We start from the raw sequence: 17419 nt of genomic DNA on the forward strand, positions 1-17419 counted from the left end.
CTCCCTGCCTCGACAGCGGTACCCGGTGCACCAGCGGGGCGGCCCGCTGCAGGCCGCGCGTGCAGCCTAATCGGACGACGGGCGTCCAGCGCCTGCCTGCAGCACCTTGAGCATGCGGGTGTTGCCAAGCGTGTTGGGCTTCACGCGGGCGAGGTCGAGGAACTCCGCGACGCCCTCGTCGCCGGACCGGGCGAGCTCGGCGACGACGTCGGGGCCGACGATCCCCTCGCCGACGGGCGCGTACCCGTGGGCGGAGAAGAACGGGACCTCGAAGGTGAGGCAGAACAGCTTGTCGACGCCCAGCGCGACGGCGTCGTCCTCGAGCGCGTCGAGCAGCGCATGCCCCACACCGCGACGGCGCCAGGTCGTGTCTGCGGCGAGGGTGCGGACCTCCGCCAGGTCGTCCCACATGACGTGGAGCGCTCCGCAGCCGATGACCGTGCCGTCCTCGGCCTCCGCGATGCGGAACTCCTGCACCGCGCCGTAGAGCACCGCGGAGTCCTTGCCGAGCAGGATCCGCCGCTCCACGAGCGGCGACACGAGCCGCTGGATCTCGGGCACGTCCATCACGCGGGCACGACGGACGTGGAACTGCATCCCCTCAGTCTTCCAGCCGACATCTTGTAGGCGGATCGCCGCTGTGGCAGGCGATCCGCCTACACGATGGAACGACAGGAGGCCCGGCCCCGCGAACGGGACCGGGCCTCCTGTCGTGCCGCGGAGCGCTACTCGCCCGCGGTGAGCTCCCCCGCGGCGCCGGCGCCGACGAGCTCCTCGCCGCGCGCCGTCGTCGTGAAGACGAACTCGCCGTCGCGGTAGTCGACGTGCACGTGGTCGCCCGCGTTCAGCTCGCCGTGCAGGATCTTCTCGCTCAGCCGGTCCTCGACCTCGTGCTGCACCGCGCGGCGCAGCGGCCGGGCGCCGAGCGCCGGGTCGAACCCGACCTCGATCAGCCGCTCCTTGGCGGGCACCGTCAGCTCGACCGTCATGTCGCGGTCCAGCATCCGGGCGCCGAGGCGCTTCACGAACAGGTCGACGATCTCGAGCAGCTCCGGCTTGGTCAGCTGCGGGAACACGATCATCTCGTCGACGCGGTTCAGGAACTCGGGCTTGAAGTGGCGCTTCAGCTCCTCGTTCACCTTCGCCCGCATGCGGTCGTAGTTCGTCGACACGTCGCCCTCGGCGACGAAGCCGACGGGGCCGCCGGAGATCTGCGCGGTGCCGAGGTTCGTCGTCATGATGATGACGGTGTTCTTGAAGTCGACGACGCGGCCCTGACCGTCGGTCAGCCGCCCCTCCTCCAGGATCTGCAGCAGCGAGTTGAAGATGTCCGGGTGGGCCTTCTCGATCTCGTCGAAGAGCACCACGGAGAACGGCTTGCGGCGGACCTTCTCGGTCAGCTGGCCGCCCTCCTCGAAGCCGACGAACCCGGGAGGGGCGCCGAACAGGCGGGAGACGGTGTGCTTCTCGCCGTACTCCGACATGTCGAGGGAGATCAGCGCGTTCTCGTCGTCGAACAGGAACTCGGCGAGCGCCTTGGCCAGCTCCGTCTTCCCGACGCCGGTGGGGCCGGCGAAGATGAACGAGCCGGACGGCCGCTTCGGGTCCTTCAGGCCGGCACGGGTGCGGCGGATCGTCTTGGCGAGGACGCTGATGGCCTCCTCCTGGCCGACGACGCGCTCGTGCAGCGCCTTCTCCATGAAGATGAGCCGGCTCGACTCCTCCTCGGTCAGCTTGAACACCGGGATGCCGGTCGCCTGCGCGAGCACCTCGGCGATCAGGCCCTCGTCGACCTCGGCGGTGTGCTTCACGTCACCCGCGCGCCACTGCTTCTCGAGGCGCAGGCGCTCGCCGAGGAGGTTCTTCTCCTCGTCGCGGAGGCCCGCGGCCTTCTCGAAGTCCTGGTCCTCGATCGCGGCCTCCTTGGCGGCGCGGACGAGCGAGATCTTCTCGTCGAACTCGCGCAGCTCGGGCGGCGCGGACAGGATGCTCAGCCGGAGCCGGGCGCCCGCCTCGTCGATCAGGTCGATCGCCTTGTCCGGCAGGAACCGGTCGGAGATGTACCGGTCGGCGAGGTTCGCCGCGGCGACGATCGCGCCGTCGGTGATCGACACCTTGTGGTGCGCCTCGTAGCGGTCGCGCAGGCCCTTCAGGATGTTGATCGCGTGCGGGAGGCTCGGCTCCTGCACCTGGATCGGCTGGAAGCGGCGCTCGAGCGCGGCGTCCTTCTCGAAGTGCTTGCGGTACTCGTCGAGCGTGGTGGCGCCGATGGTCTGCAGCTCGCCGCGCGCCAGCAGCGGCTTGAGGATGCTGGCGGCGTCGATCGCGCCCTCCGCGGCACCCGCGCCGACGAGCGTGTGGATCTCGTCGATGAAGGTGATGATGTCGCCGCGGGTGCGGATCTCCTTCGTCACCTTCTTCAGGCGCTCCTCGAAGTCGCCGCGGTAGCGGGACCCGGCGATCAGCGAGCCGAGGTCGAGCGTGTAGAGCTGCTTGTCCTTCAGCGTCTCCGGCACGTCGCCGCGGACGATCGCCTGCGCGAGGCCCTCGACGACGGCGGTCTTGCCGACGCCGGGCTCCCCGATGAGCACCGGATTGTTCTTGGAGCGGCGGGACAGGATCTGCATGACCCGCTCGATCTCCTTCTCGCGCCCGATGACCGGGTCGAGCTTGCCGTCGCGCGCGGCCTGCGTGAGGTTGCGCCCGAACTGGTCGAGGATCTGCGAGCCCTGCGCCTGCTGCTGGGCCTCGCCGCCGACCGCGACCTGCTCCTTGCCCTGGTAGCCGGAGAGCAGCTGGATGACCTGCTGACGGACCCGGTTGAGATCGGCGCCCAGCTTCACGAGCACCTGGGCGGCGACGCCCTCGCCCTCGCGGATCAGGCCGAGCAGGATGTGCTCGGTGCCGATGTAGTTGTGGCCGAGCTGCAGCGCCTCGCGCAGCGACAGCTCGAGCACCTTCTTCGCACGGGGCGTGAAGGGGATGTGGCCGGTCGGCTGCTGCTGGCCCTGGCCGATGATGTCCTGGACCTGCTCGCGGACGGCGTCCAGCGAGATGCCGAGGGACTCGAGCGCCTTCGCAGCGACGCCCTCGCCCTCGTGGATCAGGCCGAGCAGGATGTGCTCGGTCCCGATGTAGTTGTGGTTGAGCATCTTGGCCTCTTCCTGGGCCAGGACGACGACTCGGCGGGCTCGATCGGTGAAGCGCTCGAACATGCTGTGCTCCCTCAGTGCTGCCCGGACGGGACCGGGCGACGGTTGCCGACGCCGACGGACCCCGCCGGCGTCTGCATCGAGGCTACGGCGCGGTCGCTGCCCACCCGGTGCCTGTTCGCCGGGGGCTGACGCCGCGTCGCGTCCGCGCCCCCTCCCGCCGTGTCGCGGCCGAAGGAGGCGCTCCTGGAGCGCCTCGGCGCTACAGGATCTTGTGGCGCAGGGTGAGGTGCGTGTTGTCGATCCAGCCCGTGCGGCCCGCGATGCGGACGAGGTAGCGCGTGCGGAGCGAGTCGACGACCTCCACCTTGGTGCCGGCGCCGTAACGGCCGAGCACGCGGCTGCCCGGCGACACCGACTGCGTGAGCACGAGCGACCCGGTCGCCCGCATCTGCTGACGGTCGTACACGAACGCCTTGCCGCTCGGCCCCTGCAGCTCGCGGTACACGGCCTTCGAGATCTTCGTGATGGACGGGATGGTGGCCCCGTTCGACCCCATCACGGTGAGCACGTAGCGGGAGCGCTTGCCCCACACGATCGCGGAGTCGGTCTGCACCATCCCCGTCGACGTCCAGAGCGTCCCGCACTTCGACGCCTGCCGCACGCCGTCGGGCAGCCCCGGCGGGATCGCCTCCCGCCACACCTGGGTCTCGAGCTGGCGCAGCATCGCGGCGGTGGACGCCTTCGACAGCAGCTCGCCGCGGGCGAGGCGCTCCAGCACGGTCGTGACGTCCGCGGTCGTCGTCGTCTTCGTGCGCCGGCCGTCGTACCAGAACGTGGTGCCCGTCAGCCCGTGGGAGTGCAGCAGCCCGTTCAGCCACCCGGTCCCGATCTTCAGCCGCAGGTCCGTGGCGCAGTAGTTGTCCGACGGCTCGATCATCGCCCGCAGGCAGGACCGGACCGTGAGGCCGGAGGCGAGGCGGTCGGTGTAGCGCAGCTGCCCGCGGTCGATCCGCGTGTAGACGCCGTAGGCGACGAACAGCTTGAACACGCTGGCGGGCTCCCGGTGCTGCGTCGCGGCCACCGCGACGTGACGGCGGCCGCCGTCCAGCTCCGCCACCTCGAGGGTGTAGCGGCCGGGCAGCGTCTTCAGCAGCGCCTGCAGCCGGCTCTTCAGCCGCTGCTCCGACGTGACGCCCGGCTCGACGGTCCTCGCCTTCGTGGTCGCCGCGACGGATGCGTCTCCCGCGGTCGCCGTGATCCGCGCGCGCACCTTCCGGTCGACGTCGGCGGCGCGCAGCGCGTAGGAGGCGCCCGTGGCGCCCGCGATGTCCTTCCCGTCGCGCTGCCACTGCACCCGCACGGCGTCCGGGGTGCCGCCCCAGCGCAGCCCGTCGACGGCGACGCGCACCGTCGAGCCGTCGCGGAACCGTCCCGAGACCGTCGGCGCCGGCGGGGCGGTCAGCACCGGTGCGGAGGGCGACGCGGAGGGCGATGCGGACGGCGAGGCGTCGGGCGCCGGCGACGTCGGTGCCGCTGTCGGCGCACCGGCCGACGCGCCGGGGTCCGTCCCTTCGGCGAATGCCGGCGCGACGCCTCCCAGCGTCAGCGCGGCGGCGAGCACGGATGCGGTCAGCGCACGGCGCACGGGTCCCCCTCGAGCGGCCGAGGTCCCCCGACCCGGCCGCGGCACGAGGATGGCGGGCCCGCGCGGGCGGCGCGAGCAGCGACGGCGTCCCACTCCGGGTGCGACTGTCACGGGTGCCCCGGATCCCCCGGGCTCAGGCGTGCCGGTCGCGCTCGGCGTCGGCGAGCAGGCGGGCGTCCTCCTCGGCCTCGATCCGCGCCTGCGTCTCGCGCTCCGTCCGGTCGGCGCGGAGGATCGCGCGCATCACGAACCAGAACAGCAGCGCGACGCAGATCGTGGGCACCAGCGCCCACAGCCCCGTGCTCCATCCGCCCACGTCACCAGGGTACGTCCGCGGCAGCGGGGACGCGTGCCGTCAGCGACCCGCCGGTGCCGGCTCCGCGGCCTCGTCCTCGCCGTCCGAGCGGTCCGCAGCGGCCCGCTCGTCCCGCTCGTCCCGCAGGCGGCGCGAGAGGTCGATCGCCTCGATCAGGCTCTGCGCGTCGTAGGCGCCGGAGCGCCGCTTGCCGTCGATGAAGAAGGTCGGCGTCGAGTGCAGGTCCATCTCGACCGCGTCGTCGACGTCCTCCTGCACCCGCTGCGCCACCCGGCGGCCGACCACGTCCTCGCGGAAGCGCTCGACGTCGAACCCGGCATCGCGCACGTACCCCTCGATGTCCTGCTGCTCGAGCGCGTCCTGATGCGCGAACAGCGACCGGGTGAAGGCGTCGTGGCGGTGGTCCCCGGCGCCCGAGGTCTGCAGCGCCACGGCCTCCGACGCGTACGCGGCCGCCACCGCGTGCGGGTGCACGTCGCGGAGCGGCAGGTGCCGCCAGACGTGGACGAGCCGGTCGCCGTAGTGCGCGCGCACCTCGTCGATCGCGGCCGTCGCCCGGCTGCAGAACGGGCACTCGTAGTCGCCGTACTCGACCAGGACGCTCGGCGCGTCCGCCGGGCCGACGTAGTGATCGCGCTCCGGGTCGAAGGGGCGCAGCAGCTTGATCAGCACCGGGTCGGGCGGCTGCACCCGGTCGAGCACCCGGAACCAGACCGCGCCGAGCGCGAAGGCCGCCGTCGAGGCGACGAGCACCCCGAAGCGGGCGATCTCGGCGTCGCGCTCCGGCCCGACCGCGAGCTCGACGATGAACAGCGAGATCGTGAACCCGATGCCGGACAGCAGCCCGCCGCCGGCGATGCGCCCCATCGTGAGGCCGGGCGCCAGGCTGCCGAGCCCGGTGCGCCGCATCAGCAGCGTGCCGCCCGTGATGCCGAGCGGCTTGCCGAGCGCGAGCCCGGCGACGATGCCCCAGAAGAGCGGGGAGGCGAGCGCCTCGCCCACGACCTCGCCGTCGAGCCGCACGCCCGCGTTCGCGAGCGCGAAGACGGGGAGGATCAGGTAGGAGACGTAGGGGCCGAAGGCGGCACGCAGCCGCTCGTTCGGCGAGATCGAGGCGCGCAGCGTGTCGCGGGTGCGGATGGCGTAGTCGGAGTTCGGCGACTGCTGGAACGCCCGCACCACCTCTGCCAGCCGCTGCACGCTGCGCGGTCGCGGGGAGTACGCGGGCACGAGCAGCGCGAGCGCGACGCCGGCGAGCGTCGGGTGCACGCCGGCCGCATAGAGCGCGACCCAGCTGCCGACGCCGATCACGAGCGTCGCCGGGCCGCGTCCCGCCTTCAGGAACCGGACGAGCAGCTGGAGGGAGAGCAGCACCGCCGCGACGAGCAGCGGCACCGGCCGCACGCCGCCGGTGTAGACGATCGCGATGACGAGCAGCGCGCCGACGTCGTCGACGACGGCGAGCGTGAGGAGGAAGACGCGCAGGCGCTGGCCGAGCCGCGGACCGACGAGCGCGAGCGCGCCGACGAGGAAGGCGGTGTCGGTCGAGATGACGACGCCCCAGGCGCCCACGTGCGGCTGCCCCGCGTTGACGGCGACGAAGACCAGCGCCGGCACCGCGACGCCGAGCGCTGCGGCGGCCATCGGGATGACCGCGCGCCGCGGGTCCCGCAGCTCGCCGACGCGGATCTCGCCCTTCACCTCCAGGCCGACGACGAAGAAGAAGAGGGTCATCAGCCCGTCGTTCACGGCCTCGCGGAAGGTGAGGTCGATCGCGGTGTCGCCGAACGCGATGGAGAGCGGCGTCCGCCAGAACTCCGTGTACCCGCCGCCGAGCGGCAGGTTGGCCCAGAGGAGTGCGAGCGCGGTGCCGACGAGCAGCAGGACGGCGCTGCGGCGCTCGGTGGGGTCGGTGTCGAACCAGGGGTTGCGACTGCGCCGCCGCGGCGCGAGCCGCTCCCGGAGTCCGGTGAGCACGGCCGTCACCCGGCCAGGCTAGGACCGCGGACGGTCCTCAGGCGAGGCCGCGCAGGGCGAGGTCGCCCTGCTGCACCCAGCCCTCCCGGCCGTCGGCGCGAACGAGCCACCAGTCGCGCACGCTGGTCAGCACCTCGGCCGGCGTGCCGGCCGGCAGCACCGCGAGGACGGTCGTGCCGGCGCCGTCGGCCCGCAGCGCGGTGTCCGTGGTCGTCACCAGCTGCTGCCGGTCGTAGACGAACGGGTCGTCCACCGGCCCCTGCAGCGCCTCGTGGACGGCGCGGGAGATGCGGCTGATCCCCTCGATCGTGGCGCCGCGCGACCCGAGCACCGTGAGCACGTAGCGGGTCCGGGATCCCCAGACGATCGCCGTGTCGGTCTGCACGAAGCCGGTCGAGGGCAGGAGGGTCCCCGGCTTCGACGCCTGGCGCACCCCTTTCGGCAGCCCCTGGGGGATCGCCTCGCGCCACACCTGCCGCTCCAGCAGGTCGACCATCAGCGCCGTCGAACCGGGCGACAGCAGGTCGCCGCGCGCCAGCCGGGCCATGAGGTCGGAGACGTCGCTCGCGGTGGTCAGGTTCGCCTGCCCGTCGCCGTACGCGACGGCCGTGTCCTCGAAGCCCGCGGCGCGCACGACGCCGCTGAACCCGGGGGCGCCGATCGCCTGCTGCAGCCCCACGGAGCACTCGTTGTTCGACACCTGCAGCATCGCGCGCAGGCACTCCTGCACCTCGAGGCCGTTGTCCAGCCGGTCGTCGAGCGCGAGCGCACCCCGGTCCACCCGGTGCAGCACGGCGAAGGCGACGAAGACCTTGGAGGTGGAGGCGGGTTCGTGCGGCTCGTCCGCGTCGATCCGCAGCGCGTGCCGGTCGCCGTCGAGCTCCTGCACGTCGACCGCGTAGTCGCCGGGCAGCGACCGGAGCAGCCCCCGGACACGGCGGCCCAGCTGCGCCTCCGACACAGGAGCGGGCGGGATCGTCACCGTCGGCGAGGGCGACGGCGAGCGCACGGGCGGGGCGGTGGGCGCCGGAGCGACGGACGGCGCGACGTCCTGCACCGCCGTGCAGCCCGCCAGCGCGGTCGCCGCGAGCAGGATGCCGGCGACGATCACCAGACGTCGCCCGCGACTGCGCCCGCTCGCCTCGCTCCGCATCCAGGGAGGCTAGGCGCCCCGGGACCCGCCGCCTGCCGGATCCGGGCGACTCCGGCGGATGCGGGCGGGATCCGCCGTCCGAGCACGCCCGGATCCGCCGATCACGCCCGGTGCGGAGCGAGCGGCCCTACTTCACGAGGGGGAAGAGGATCGTCTCGCGGATGCCCTCGCCGGTCAGCGCCATCAGCAGGCGGTCGACCCCCATGCCGAGGCCGCCGGTCGGCGGCATGCCGAACTCGAGCGCGCGGAGGAACTCCTCGTCGATCCGCATCGCCTCGGGGTCGCCGCCCGCGGCGAGGCGGGCCTGCTCGACGAACCGCTGCCGCTGCACGACCGGGTCGGTGAGCTCGGAGTAGCCGGTCGCGAGCTCGAAGCCGCGGACGTACAGGTCCCACTTCTCCACGACCCCCGGCTGCGAGCGGTGGTCGCGCACCAGCGGCGAGGTGTCCACCGGGAAGTCGAGGACGAAGGTCGGGCGGGACAGCGTCGGCTTGACGAAGTGCTCCCACAGCTCCTCGACGTACTTGCCGCGGATCGGGTGCGCCACCTCGATCTCGAGCCGGTCCGCGAGGGCGCGCAGCTCGTCGAGCGGGGTCTCGGGGGTGATCTCGACGCCCGCCGCCTCGGACAGCGACGGGTACATCGCGATGCGGTCCCACTCGCCGCCGAGGTCGAACTCGGTGCCGTCCGTCCAGGTGACCGTCGTCGACCCGCCGACGGCGAGCGCCGCCTGCTGCACGAGGTCCTGCGTCAGCGCCGCGATCCCGTGGTAGTCGCTGTACGCCTCGTACGACTCGAGCATCGCGAACTCCGGCGAATGCGTGGAGTCGGCTCCCTCGTTGCGGAAGTTGCGGTTGATCTCGAAGACGCGCTCGAGCCCGCCGACCACCGCGCGCTTGAGGAACAGCTCCGGCGCGATGCGCAGGTAGAGGTCGGTGTCGAAGGCGTTGGAGCGCGTCACGAAGGGCCGCGCCGACGCGCCGCCGTGCTGCACCTGCAGCATCGGGGTCTCCAGCTCGAGGTAGCCCCGCGCCGCGAACGTCGCGCGCATCGACGCGACCGCCGTCGAGCGGGTGCGCACCATGTCGCGCGCGGCGGGCCGTGCGATCAGGTCGAGGTAGCGGTTGCGGACCCGCGTCTCCTCGCTCAGCTCGGCGTGCAGGTTCGGCAGCGGCAGCAGCGCCTTCGCCGCGATGCGCCACTGCTCGACCCGGATCGACAGCTCGCCGCGGCGGGAGGTGATGACCTCGCCGGACACGAACAGCTGGTCCCCCAGGTCGACGTCGGCCTTCCAGTCCGCCAGCGACTGCTCCCCCACCGCGTCGAGGCTCACCATCGCCTGGATCCGCTCGCCGTCGCCGGCCTGCAGCGCCGCGAAGCAGAGCTTGCCGGTGTTCCGGAGGTGCACGATCCGGCCCGCGACGCCGACCCGCTCGCCCGTCGCGACGTCCGCCTCGAGCCCCTCGTGCCGCGACCGGACCGCGCCGATCCCGTCCGTGACCGGGACGCCGACGGGGTAGGCCTGCTCCCCGCGCTCGAGCAGCCGGGCGCGCTTGCCGAGGCGGACCTCGCGCTGCTCGCTGGTGTCGTCGGTGCGCGTCTCGTCGGTCACGTGGTCCTCCGTCGCCGTCAGCCGAGAGGGACGCTGCGGTTGTCGATCAGCCGCGTCCCGCCCACGCGGGCGGCGACGAGCACGAGGGCGGGCCCACGATAGCCGGGCGGCACGGGCAGGAACGACTCCGGATCGACCACCGCGAGGTAGTCGAGCGCCGCGTCCGCACCGAGCGCGCGCCCCGCCGCGTCCACCATCGCGTCCGTGCCGTCGGCACGTGCCGCCTCCGCCGCGTCGAGCGCCGCGGGCACCCCGCGGGCGAGCCGGCGGTGCGCGGCGTCGAGGTACCGGTTGCGGCTGGACATCGCGAGCCCGTCGTCCTCCCGCACGATCCCGACGACCTCGACCCGCACGGGCACGTCGAGGTCCGCGACCATCCGGCGCACGAGGAACACCTGCTGCGCGTCCTTCTGCCCGAACACCACCGCGTCCGGGCCGGCGACGTGCAGCAGCTTCAGCACCACCGTCAGCACCCCGTCGAAGTGCCCGGGCCGCACCGCGCCCTCGTACAGCGCGCCGACCGGACCCGCCGTCACCCGCACCTGCGGCTCGCCCTCCGGGTAGACCTCCTCGGGCGGCGGCGCGAAGACGAGGTCCGCGCCCGCCCCCTCCAGCAGCGCCTCGTCGGCGGCGAGGTCGCGGGGGTACCGCTCCAGGTCCTCCCCCCGCCCGAACTGCAGCGGGTTCACGAACACGCTGACGACCACGACGTCCGCGATCTCGCGGGCGCGGGCCACCAGCGCGAGGTGCCCGGCGTGCAGCGCGCCCATGGTCGGCACGAGCGCCACGCGGGCGCCCGGGGTGGCCGCCAGCCGCTCCCGGAGCCCGGCGATCGTCGTCACCGTCGTCGTCATGCGTCACCTCCGCCGGCGCCCGCGCGTCGGGCGCCGAGGAGCGATCGTTCCAGGGCGGACCTCAGCACGGGCCCGAGGACGGCGTCCGGGTCCTCCACCCCGAGGGCGCCGAGCCGCTCGGCGGCGGCGCGCACGGCCTCCTCGACAGGCGCCACGGCCGCGCCGAGCGCGTCGCCCCAGGCGGGCCGGTCCTCCTCCGCGACCAGCACCGGCTCGCAGCCCAGCTCGACCGCGAGCGCCTGCCCGATCGGCAGCACCGGGCCCGGCGCGGTCACCGCGCAGCGGCTCTCGCGCAGCCGGACCAGGTCAATGCTCGTGCCGGTGAACGCCATCGCGGGCGACAGCGCGACGGGGATCGCGCCCCGGCCGACCGCCGGCAGCAGCACGTCGGTGCCGAACCCCGGCGCGGTGTGCACGACCAGCTGGCCGGCGACCCACACCCCGGCGTCCGCGAGGCCCTGCACGAGGCCGGGGAGCTCCGCGTCCGGCACGGCGACGAGCACCAGCTCGCTGCGCTCCACGAGGTCGGGCGTGCTCAGCACCGGCACCCCCGGCAGCATCGCGTCCACGCGGTCGCGGGCCGCCGCCGAGACGGCCGTCACCCCGGTGAGCGCGTGGCCCGCGCCGCCGAGGGCCGCGCCCAGCACGCAGCCGACGCGCCCGGCGCCGAGGACCCCGACCCCGAGCCGTCCGGCGGGTCTCATCGCGCGGCGTCCGGGGCCGCCCACCGGTGCGAGACGTCGGCCGCCCGCGCCGCGGTGCCGGCCTCGGCCAGCTCGAGGAAGAGCGCCTCGGCCCGCGCGCGGTCGATCAGCCGCATCTTCGTGCCCACCGGGCCGGCGACCACGTGCGGGTGCACGCTCGCGACGTCGAGCGCCCGCTCGAGCAGCCGCTGGCTGACCGACACGCTCTGCATCCGGGCCTGCGGGACCACGACCAGCTCCCGGCGCAGCACGCCGCCGCGGGAGAGCAGGGAGGCCCCCGTCAGCCGGAACCCGGTGCGCCGCCACGCGACGGGGCGCAGCCAGCGGGCGCGGCGCGGCGCGGGCGTGAAGTCCTCGCCGTCGCCCCGGCCGGTGAGCCCCGCGAGCAGCAGGTCGGGCCGCTCGGCCAGGTCGGGCACGAGCAGCGGCACGAGCTCGCGCACCTCCGCCAGCGTCGCGACCGGAGCGAGCGACGTCTCGACGGCCTGCGCCTGGCGCCCCCGCTCGTGACCGGCGCGGTTCACCGACAGGCGCCACCACCCGGCCGGCCGCCAGAGCAGCGGCTGCTCGATGCGCAGCGCGTGCACGCGCCCCGGCGGGACCGCCTCGGTCCGCGTGCTGACGACGCCGGAGGCGATCCGCACCCCGTCGGGCGTCGAGACGATCGAGTAGCGGAGGTTGCGGCCGATCCGCCGGATCGCGACCGTCACCGAGGCGATGATGAACGGGAAGGCGGAGAACCCCGCGAGCGGCGCGAAGTCGCCGGCCGCGCCCGCGACGAGGAGCGCCACGACGACCACGACGAGCATCACCGTCGCGTTCGACAGCAGCACCGAGCCGACCGCCCTGCCGGGGGTGACCCGGACGACGCTCGGGCCGTCCTCGGCGAGGATCGCCTGCTCGGGCGTCGTGCCCGCGTGCTCGTCCCCGGGCTCCCCGCTCGCGGCGGCGTGCCGGCCGGACGCGAGCCGCAGCACCTCCCGGCGCAGCTCCTCCGCCGCGGCCGAGGTCAGGTACTCCAGCCGCACGTTCGCGTTCTGGCCGGCGACCTCCAGCTCCATCCGCGCCGCCCCGAGCACCCGGGCGAGCACCGGACGGCTGATCGTGACGCCCTGGATGCGGTCGAGCTTCGCCGTGCGGACGGTGCGCAGCAGCAGCCCGTTGCGCACCGTCACGTCCTCCGCGTCGATGCGGAAGGCGCTGGCCCGCCAGGACAGCCAGAACAGGCCGACGGCCACCGCCACGACCGCCAGCACGACGAGGGCGGCCCAGCCGAAGAGGTGGTAGCGCCCGAGCTCGTCGAGCGGGTCGTCGCCGACGTCCGGCAGCCGGAAGATCCAGCCGATCAACCGCTCGCGCAGGTTCGCGGCGAGCCAGAACACGACGGCGAGGAGCCAGATGCCGCCGCGCAGCAGCGGCGTCGCCGGGTGCAGGCGGTGCCACTCGCCGTCGGTGAAGCGCAGGGCCGGAGCCGCCGCGGCGCTCACAGGCCCACGCGGCGTTCCTCGGCGCGCTCGACCAGCGCGTCCCGCAGCCGGATCGCCTCCGCCTCGGGCAGGCCCGGCAGCGTGACGTCGGACGCCGCGGCCGCCGTCACGAGCCGCAGCTCCGCCAGCCCGAGCAGCTGCGCGACCGGGCCGCGGTTCACGTCGACCAGCTGCATCCGGCCGTAGGGCACGGCGACGAGCCGGCTGAGCAGCAGGCCGCGGCGCACGACCAGGTCGTCCTCCCGCAGCACCCAGCCGATGGACCTCACCCCGCGGGGCGTGAGCACCGCCTGGATCAGCGCGTTCAGGCCCACGACCCCGACCACGATCCAGCCGACCCACGTGGTGGGGCCGAACAGCACCAGGATCCCGATCCCGACCGCCAGGCCGACCACGGCGCCGACCGCCGTGCCGACGAGCCGCACGGCGATGAGCCGGTTCGAGACCCGCTGCCACCCCGTGATGCCCGCCTCCAGCCCGCGCCTGCTCATCGGGTCGGGGCTCCTGTCCTCTGGAGGTCCGTGCGGTCCTCGGGCGGGATGCGGCACCAGGACTCGGCGACGAGTCCCGCCACCATCATGACGAGCCCGCCCAGCCCGAGGAGCGCCGAGGGCCAGAACGCGGGCGTCTCGATGTCCCCGGTGCGCGAGACCGCGTAGCCGACGAGCGCGAGCCCCATGCCGAGCGCGAAGGCGCCGAGGATGCTCGAGGCCTTCGCGAGCATCAGGGCGCGCATCGCGTAGAAGGGGTCGACGCGATGGCGGTGCGGACGACCGGCGCGGCCGGCGTGCACGCTCCGGCGCACGGGCAGCGCGACGAGCACGACCGCGACGGCGATGACGTAGAGGACGGCCCACGTGCCGACCGGCGGGACGAAGACCGGCCGCCCCGCCGAGGCGAGGGCGACCTGCAGCAGCCAGCCGACGGCCCCGCCCGCGACGGCGAGGCCGAGCAGCAGCGCGGCGCTGGTGCGGCGCACGGGCGGTCAGGCCCGCGCGCCGCGAGGCGGTCCGCCCACCGTCACGCCGTGGCGGGGCGCGGCTTGATGCGCGGGGCGCGCTTGCGGCCCGGAGCGGTGCCGCCGTCGGAGTCGACGCCCCCGTCGACGGCACCCGAGTCGATCGGCGCCTTCGGCCGCGGCACCTGCACGGCCGGCAGGTCCGACACGGGCCGGCGGTCGCTCGAGAGCCACTGCGGGCGCGGGGGCAGCTTCTTCACGTCGGCGAAGATGTCCACCAGCTCGTTCTGGTCGAGCGTCTCCTTCTCGAGCAGCGCCGTCGCCAGGCGGTCGAGCACCGCGCGGTTCTCGATGAGCAGCTGGTAGGCCTCGTCGTGCGCCGACTCGATGAGCGTGCGCACCTCCTTGTCCACCTGCTGCGCCAGCTCGTCGGAGTAGTCGCGCTGCTGCCCCATGTCGCGGCCGAGGAACATCTCGCCGGACGAGGCGCCGAGCTTCACCGAGCCGATGAGCGCGCTCATCCCGAACTCGGTGACCATGCGACGCGCGGTCCCGGTCGCCTTCTCGATGTCGTTGCTCGCGCCGGAGGTCGGGTCGTGGAACACGATCTCCTCGGCGACGCGACCGCCCATCGCGTACGCCAGCTGGTCGAGCAGCTCGTTGCGGGTGACGGAGTACTTGTCCTCGAGCGGCAGCACCATCGTGTAGCCGAGGGCCCGGCCGCGGGGCAGGATCGTGATCTTCGTCACCGGGTCGGTGTGGTTGAGGCTCGCCGCCACCAGGGCGTGGCCGCCCTCGTGGTACGCGGTGATGAGCTTCTCCTGGTCCTTCATCACCCGCGTGCGGCGCTGGGGACCGGCGATGACGCGGTCCACGGCCTCGTCGAGGGCCCGGTTGTCGATCAGCTGCGCGTTGCTGCGCGCCGTGAGCAGCGCGGCCTCGTTCAGTACGTTCGCGAGGTCGGCGCCGGTGAAGCCCGGCGTCTTGCGCGCGAGGATCTCGAGGTCGACGCCCGCCGCGAGCGGCTTGCCCTTGCTGTGCACCTCGAGGATGCGCTGGCGGCCCTTCAGGTCGGGCGCGTCGACGCCGATCTGGCGGTCGAAGCGGCCCGGGCGCAGCAGCGCGGGGTCGAGGATGTCGGGGCGGTTCGTCGCGGCGATCAGGATGACGTTCGTCTTGACGTCGAAGCCGTCCATCTCGACGAGCAGCTGGTTCAGCGTCTGCTCGCGCTCGTCGTGCCCGCCGCCCATGCCGGCGCCGCGGTGACGGCCGACCGCGTCGATCTCGTCGACGAAGATGATCGCCGGCGCGTTCTGCTTCGCCTGGTCGAACAGGTCGCGGACGCGGGAGGCGCCCACGCCGACGAACATCTCGACGAAGTCCGAGCCGGAGATCGAGTAGAAGGGCACGCCCGCCTCGCCGGCGACCGCGCGGGCGAGCAGCGTCTTGCCGGTGCCCGGAGGGCCGTACAGCAGCACGCCCTTCGGGATGCGGGCGCCGACGGCCTGGAACTTCGCGGGCTCCTTGAGGAAGTCCTTGATCTCCCCGAGCTCCTCGATCGCCTCGTCGCTGCCCGCCACGTCCTTGAACGTGACCTTCGGGGTCTCCTTCGACACGAGCTTGGCGCGCGACTTGCCGAACTGCATGACGCGGTTGCCGCCGCCCTGCATCGAGGACATGAGGAACCAGATGATGACGCCGAAGATCAGGATCGGCAGCAGGATCCCGCCGAGCGACAGCAGCCAGTTCGGCTGCGGCACCTCGTCGTTGTAGGTGAAGTCGGAGTTCGCCGCCGCGGCCTGGTCCACCGCCTGCACGATGTCGGGCCCGCGGGGCGTGACGAAGCTGAACTGGACGTTCTGCCCGTCCGCGCCGCCCTTGCCGTCCTTCAGGACGAGGTCGACGCGGTTCTCGGTGTCGACGATCTTCGCGCTCTGCACGTCGCCGTTCGCGAGGTACTGCAGCCCCTTGTCCGTCGAGATGGTGCGGAACCCCGTGCCGGTGAGCAGGGTCGACCCGATCCAGACGACGACGATCGCGATGACGATGTAGACGAGAGGACCGCGGAAGATGCGCTTGAAGTCCATAGTGCGAGAAGGGTAACCCGCGCCACTGCGCCGATCAGGGCCTGTTCGCCCCAGGGGGACGCCGAACGGCCTCCCACAGGGGGTTCATGGCCGCGATTCAGGCTTCGGGGCCCCGACGTGCAGGTCCGGGCCGCCGCACGCGGCTACGCGTAGACGTGCGGGGCGAGCACCGCGACGTCGCGCAGGTTGCGGTACCGCTCCGCGTAGTCGAGGCCGTACCCGATGACGAACTCGTTCGGGATGTCGAAGCCGCAGTGCTGCACGTCGACCCGGATCTTGACCGCCTCGGGCTTGCGGAGCAGCGTGCACACCCGCACCGACGCGGGGCCGCGCGACCGCAGGTTCTCGACCAGCCACGACAGGGTGAGGCCGGAGTCGAGGATGTCCTCGACGATCAGCACGCGCCGGCCGGCGAGCTCGGCGTCGAGGTCCTTCAGGATCCGGACGACGCCGGAGGACTGCGTCGAGGAGCCGTAGGAGCTGACGGCCATCCAGTCCATCTGCACGGGGATGCGCAGCTCGCGGGCGAGGTCGGCCATCACCATGACGGCGCCCTTCAGCACGCCGACGAGCAGCAGCGGCGTGCCGTCCGTCGTCGCGGCGTCCTCCGCCTCGATCTCGCGGCAGAGCTCCGCGATCCGCTCCCGGATCCGCTCCTCGGTCAGCAGCACCGACTCGATGTCGCCCGCGACGTCGCTGATCTCCAACTCAGGCCCTCCCCTGCGAGGCGGCGCGGAACTCGATCCGCCGCCCGATGCGCTCCACCGTAACGCCGGGCAGGGCGAGCACCCCCTGGCCGTGCCAGTCCGTGACGAGGCGCGCGACGGCGAGGGTCTGCGCGCGCGTCAGCACGACGCCGAACTCGTCGAGGACGGCGAGCCGGATCAGCCGGTGCCGTAGCGCCGCCGGGTTCGCCGCGAGCGCGGGGACGGGCAGCGCGATGCCCTGCTCCGCCAGCTCCGCGAGGTCGGGCGCCAGCTCGTCGGCGATCGCGTCGAGCGCGGCCGCGTCCTCCTGCACCTGGTCCGCGGTGCGCGCGAGCGCCTCCGCGACGCCCGGGCCGAGCGCGGCCTCCAGCGCGGGCAGCGCCGCGGCGCGCAGGCGCACGCGCAGGAAGCGGTCGTCCGCGTTCATCGGGTCGTCCCAGGCCTCGAGCCCCTGGTCGGCGCAGGCGGCGACCGTGGTCGCGCGCCGCAGCCCGAGCAGCGGGCGCAGCAGCGGCGGGGTGTCGAGGCGCATGCCGCTCAGGGAATCCGGCCCCGCGCCGCGCGCGAGCCCCAGCAGGACGGTCTCCGCCTGGTCGTCGAGCGTGTGCCCGAGCAGCACGCGGGTGGCGCCGGTCCCGGCGAGCGCGTCCCGGAACGCCGCGTGCCGCGCGTCGCGGGCCGCGGCCTCGGGGCCGCCGCGGTCGCCGACCTCGACGCGGCGGACGAGCACCGGATCGAGGCCGAGCGCCGTCGCCTGCGCTGCG

15 protein-coding genes are annotated in these 17419 nt (G+C 73.7%); all 15 read right to left on the minus strand.

All coding sequences use genetic code 11. The annotated features are described in order from the left end of the window. Positions 1 to 66: 66 nt before the first annotated feature. Complete coding sequence (locus ACFSBI_RS12015) at positions 67 to 597, minus strand: amino-acid N-acetyltransferase (RefSeq protein ID WP_377935234.1); 531 nt, start codon at positions 595 to 597, stop codon at positions 67 to 69. A 128-nt stretch (positions 598 to 725) separates the two neighbouring features. After that, positions 726 to 3215 carry an ATP-dependent Clp protease ATP-binding subunit gene (locus tag ACFSBI_RS12020; RefSeq protein WP_377935236.1) on the minus strand — a complete coding sequence of 830 codons (2490 nt, stop codon included), beginning with the start codon at positions 3213 to 3215 and terminating at the stop codon, positions 726 to 728. 199 nt (positions 3216 to 3414) lie between these two features. After that, complete coding sequence (locus tag ACFSBI_RS12025) at positions 3415 to 4800, minus strand: serine hydrolase (protein ID WP_377935238.1); 1386 nt, start codon at positions 4798 to 4800, stop codon at positions 3415 to 3417. A gap of 133 nt (positions 4801 to 4933) precedes the next feature. Beyond that, the gene (locus tag ACFSBI_RS12030) at positions 4934 to 5116 is read right to left on the minus strand and encodes a hypothetical protein (RefSeq protein WP_377935240.1); all 183 of its coding nucleotides are present in this window, start codon (positions 5114 to 5116) and stop codon (positions 4934 to 4936) included. A gap of 39 nt (positions 5117 to 5155) precedes the next feature. Further along, the gene (gene nhaA / locus ACFSBI_RS12035) at positions 5156 to 7102 is read right to left on the minus strand and encodes a Na+/H+ antiporter NhaA (protein WP_377935242.1); all 1947 of its coding nucleotides are present in this window, start codon (positions 7100 to 7102) and stop codon (positions 5156 to 5158) included. A gap of 28 nt (positions 7103 to 7130) precedes the next feature. Then, on the minus strand, positions 7131 to 8246 hold the full coding sequence (locus ACFSBI_RS12040; protein WP_377935244.1) for a serine hydrolase: 1116 nt from the start codon (positions 8244 to 8246) through the stop codon (positions 7131 to 7133). A 127-nt stretch (positions 8247 to 8373) separates the two neighbouring features. Further along, complete coding sequence (lysS, locus tag ACFSBI_RS12045; RefSeq protein WP_377935246.1) at positions 8374 to 9858, minus strand: lysine--tRNA ligase; 1485 nt, start codon at positions 9856 to 9858, stop codon at positions 8374 to 8376. Between the two features lie 17 nt (positions 9859 to 9875). Beyond that, positions 9876 to 10712 carry a pantoate--beta-alanine ligase gene (gene panC, locus ACFSBI_RS12050; RefSeq protein ID WP_377935248.1) on the minus strand — a complete coding sequence of 279 codons (837 nt, stop codon included), beginning with the start codon at positions 10710 to 10712 and terminating at the stop codon, positions 9876 to 9878. Beyond that, positions 10709 to 11416: a DUF2520 domain-containing protein gene (locus tag ACFSBI_RS12055; protein ID WP_377935250.1), complete on the minus strand. Its 708-nt coding sequence runs from the start codon at positions 11414 to 11416 to the stop codon at positions 10709 to 10711. The genes panC and ACFSBI_RS12055 overlap by 4 nt, the downstream gene beginning before the upstream one ends. Beyond that, complete coding sequence (locus ACFSBI_RS12060) at positions 11413 to 12903, minus strand: PH domain-containing protein (RefSeq protein ID WP_377935252.1); 1491 nt, start codon at positions 12901 to 12903, stop codon at positions 11413 to 11415. Before ACFSBI_RS12060 ends, ACFSBI_RS12055 begins: the two co-directional genes overlap by 4 nt. Next, the gene (locus ACFSBI_RS12065) at positions 12900 to 13394 is read right to left on the minus strand and encodes a PH domain-containing protein (protein ID WP_377935254.1); all 495 of its coding nucleotides are present in this window, start codon (positions 13392 to 13394) and stop codon (positions 12900 to 12902) included. The genes ACFSBI_RS12060 and ACFSBI_RS12065 overlap by 4 nt, the downstream gene beginning before the upstream one ends. Then, the gene (locus tag ACFSBI_RS12070; RefSeq protein WP_377935256.1) at positions 13391 to 13882 is read right to left on the minus strand and encodes a DUF3180 domain-containing protein; all 492 of its coding nucleotides are present in this window, start codon (positions 13880 to 13882) and stop codon (positions 13391 to 13393) included. The genes ACFSBI_RS12065 and ACFSBI_RS12070 overlap by 4 nt, the downstream gene beginning before the upstream one ends. 41 nt (positions 13883 to 13923) lie before the next feature. Beyond that, positions 13924 to 15948: an ATP-dependent zinc metalloprotease FtsH gene (gene ftsH, locus ACFSBI_RS12075; RefSeq protein ID WP_377935257.1), complete on the minus strand. Its 2025-nt coding sequence runs from the start codon at positions 15946 to 15948 to the stop codon at positions 13924 to 13926. Positions 15949 to 16091: 143 nt separating this feature from the next. After that, positions 16092 to 16655: a hypoxanthine phosphoribosyltransferase gene (gene hpt, locus ACFSBI_RS12080; RefSeq protein WP_377935259.1), complete on the minus strand. Its 564-nt coding sequence runs from the start codon at positions 16653 to 16655 to the stop codon at positions 16092 to 16094. Position 16656: 1 nt separating this feature from the next. Beyond that, the coding region (locus ACFSBI_RS12085; RefSeq protein ID WP_377935260.1) for a PP-loop family protein at positions 16657 to 17419 on the minus strand (763 nt) is incomplete at its 5' end.

The organism is Amnibacterium endophyticum (assembly GCF_042680685.1).
In the GTDB taxonomy this organism is placed as follows: domain Bacteria; phylum Actinomycetota; class Actinomycetes; order Actinomycetales; family Microbacteriaceae; genus Amnibacterium; species Amnibacterium endophyticum.